The sequence below is a fragment of the Marinobacterium lutimaris genome (genome assembly GCF_900108065.1).
GTDB classification, from domain to species: Bacteria; Pseudomonadota; Gammaproteobacteria; order Pseudomonadales; family Balneatricaceae; genus Marinobacterium_D; species Marinobacterium_D lutimaris.
Genome location: NZ_FNVQ01000002.1, coordinates 48,854 through 51,857, shown reverse-complemented (window position 1 = coordinate 51,857; position 3,004 = coordinate 48,854). Strand labels below are relative to the sequence as shown.

Genomic DNA, 3,004 nt, shown 5'->3' with positions numbered 1-3,004 from the left:
CAACGGGCTGTTAACACGCAGCGCTTTACCGAGACAGCGGGGCAGGGAGCTCCGCCATAGGGCAGGGATGCCGCCGTAAGTTGAGCTGACTGAATTCAATGTCGAGGACATGGAATGAGATTCGAGCGTAGTCCGTGCACCCGTTTTACCCTGGCCCTGTTGCTGGGAGCCCTGTCTGTCCCAGCCTGGGCGGCAGAAGAACAGTCGTTTCAGTGTGTGATTGAGCCCAAGAAAACCATCAAGCTTGGTAGCGCCGAGGCCGGCATTCTCGATGAGGTGAAGGTTGAGCGTGGCCAGCGGGTGGAAGAGGGGCAGGTGGTGGCCAGCCTGGAACGTTCGCTGGAAACCCTGATGGTCGAGCTGGCGCGGATGCGTGCGCAGAGTAATGAGGATATCCGCTCAGCCAGCACCCAGGTGGCGTTTCGTCGCAAGGAGTTGGAGCGGTTCGAGACTCTCAAGGCGAAAAACGTGATCTCTGAAAAGGATTACGACCAGGCCAATGTGGAGGTGCGCCTGACGCAACTGACACTGGATAAGTCCCGCCGCGAAAAAGAGATCGCCGAAGTCGAGCATCAGCACGCCCAGCAGCGTCTTGATCGCCGTATCATCCGCAGCCCGGTGAATGGTGTGGTGACTAAGGTCGAACTGGCCAAGGGCGAGTACGCCTATGACCAGGCACCGTTGATGACCATTGCGCAGATCGATCCGCTCAATGTAGAGGTGTTCCTGCCGGTGAAGATGTATCCGCAGATCAAGATGGGGATGCTGGCCCAGGTGACGCCGGAACTGGTGGAAACCGGTACCTACCAGGCGAAGGTGACCGCCATCGACAGCGTTTTCGACCCCTCCAGCCGCACCTTCGGTGTAATGCTTGAACTACCCAATTCAGACTATGCGCTGCCGGCGGGTATGCACTGCACCCTGGATTTTATGATGGGTGAAGAGGGCGCTATCGCCCAGCATCCCTGAGCAGACTTCAACGGGCGGCGCGCTTCAGCCTTCGAGCGTGAAGCGCGCAACCAGCCCGGCCTTACCGTCCTGCCGGTCAAGCAGTTCAATTTCCGAGCCGTGCAGTTCGGCGATCTGGTTGGCGATCGACAGGCCCAGCCCGCTGCCGTCGCTTTTGTTGCGACCGCGATAGAAACGCTCGAAAACCCGCTGTTTCTGTTCATCGCTGAGGCCGGGGCCTGAGTCGATCACGCTCACCCGGATCTTTCCCTCCAGTTGTTCCAGCTCAAGCGTCACCTCGCCCTCCTGCGGGGTGTAGCGTAGAGCGTTATCCACCAGGTTACGCAGCAGAATACTGAGGTAGAGCGCATGTCCGCTGGCCTGAAGGTCTTCATCAGGTGCGGTAAGTCCCAGGTCGATGCGGCGGGCGATGGCGAAAGGAATCTGGTCGCCGATCAGTTCACGGCAGAGCTCGGTCAGGTTTAGCGGGGCTCTGTCGGGCAGGCGTTCCTGCGGATCCAGCCGGCTCAGATGCAGCAACTGCTCGACAATACGGTTCATCCGTTTCAGGCCGCTGAGAATCTGCTCGGTGCTGCCGCGGGACTGTTCATCCTTGAGGTCGGCAAACAGGTTCTCGCAATGGATCTGCAGTGCTGCCAGCGGTGTGCGCAGCTCGTGGGCGGCATCGGCGGTGAAGCGGCGCTCGCGTTCAAAGCTCAGCTTAAGCCGTTGCAGCATACGGTTCAGGGCGCGCACCAGGCCGTTAATTTCGCTGGGTACCTCCTGCAGGCGCACCGGGTTCAGATGGCCGGAGCTGCGCTCGGAGACCTCTTCGCTCAGGGTGACTAGTGGCTTGAGGCTACGGCCGATCTGCCACCAGATCGCCAGGCAGAGCAGCGGCAGAAACACCAGGATCGGCAGGGTGTTGGTCAGGGCTATCTTGGTGGCGATCTCGGTGCGGGCCTTGTCGCTTTGCACCACCTGGATATGGTTCTGTCCCTGTTCGCCGATCAGCGTAAAAATGCGCCAGTTCTCGACCGGGTGGTCCAGGTCCCGGTAACCGTCGACAGGTTGCTGGTCGATCCACTCGGGAAAGCTGGGTGAGGCGATCAGCACTTTGCCGGCGTTGCTGACGATACGGTAGGAGAGCTGCTCCTCGTAAGGATGCGCCGGTATCCACTCCTCTTCATTCATGATCACCAGTGGCAGGGAATCGTCGTCCGGCGCCAGCTGTTCGACCAGGCGCGCCATCTGCGCCATCTGTGCGTCGAACAGCTCTTCGGCTTCATCCTTCGCCGCGAGGTAGGCGAGGGTGGCGGTGGTGAGGCCGGCCAGAAGGCCGACGCTGAGCAGACTGATGGTCAGCGTTTGCCGGATCGAACGCATCTATTCCGCCTTGTCGATCATGTAGCCGACACCGCGCACGGTGCGGATCAGCGAAGGGTCCAGCTTTTTGCGCAGGTGATGGATGTGGACCTCCAGGGTGTTGCTTTCCACTTCGGAACCCCAGCCGTACAGCGTTTCCTCAAGACGGTCGCGGCTGAGAATGCGGCCGGCATTTTCCGCCAGGGTCTGCAGCAGGCCATATTCACGGCGTGACAGGGTGACACTTTGGCCGCGGTATTTGACGCTCTGAGCCTGGGCGTCGATCTGCAGTTCACCCAGAGTCAGCAGGGTATCGCTGTAGCCCTTGTAACGTCGGGTGACGGCGCGCAGCCTTGCCTTGAGCTCGGACAGGTCGAACGGCTTGAGCAGGTAGTCGTCGGCGCCGGCATCAAGGCCTGCGATGCGGTCTTCGATGGCATCGCGGGCGGTCAGAATCAGTACCGGTAGGTCGTTGCCGTTGCGACGCAGCTTGCGCAGCATCTCCAGGCCGCCCATGCCGGGCAGGCCCAGATCCAGCAGCAGGCAATCGAAATGCTCCAGTTGCAGCGTGTGCCAGGCATCCTCGGCGGAGGTGACCCAGTCTGCGGTTTCTCCGGCTTTCTGTAGCGCCGCGCGGATACCGTCGCCCAGCAAGCGGTCATCTTCGACCACCAGTATTCTCATGCCTGTT

General features: G+C 60.8%; 3 protein-coding genes. 1 reads left to right on the top strand and 2 read right to left on the bottom strand.

The features are described 5' to 3' along the window. Positions 1-114: 114 nt before the first annotated feature. Positions 115-969, top strand: coding sequence for an efflux RND transporter periplasmic adaptor subunit (locus tag C4S72_RS10900; RefSeq protein ID WP_104003155.1), 855 nt, complete (start codon positions 115-117; stop codon positions 967-969). A 24-nt stretch (positions 970-993) separates the two neighbouring features. Here the strand turns inward: C4S72_RS10900 and C4S72_RS10895 are convergent, their stop codons facing one another. Further along, on the bottom strand, positions 994-2,334 hold the full coding sequence (locus C4S72_RS10895) for an ATP-binding protein (protein ID WP_104003154.1): 1,341 nt from the start codon (positions 2,332-2,334) through the stop codon (positions 994-996). Then, complete coding sequence (locus C4S72_RS10890; RefSeq protein ID WP_104003153.1) at positions 2,335-2,997, bottom strand: response regulator; 663 nt, start codon at positions 2,995-2,997, stop codon at positions 2,335-2,337. Positions 2,998-3,004 lie beyond the last annotated feature (7 nt).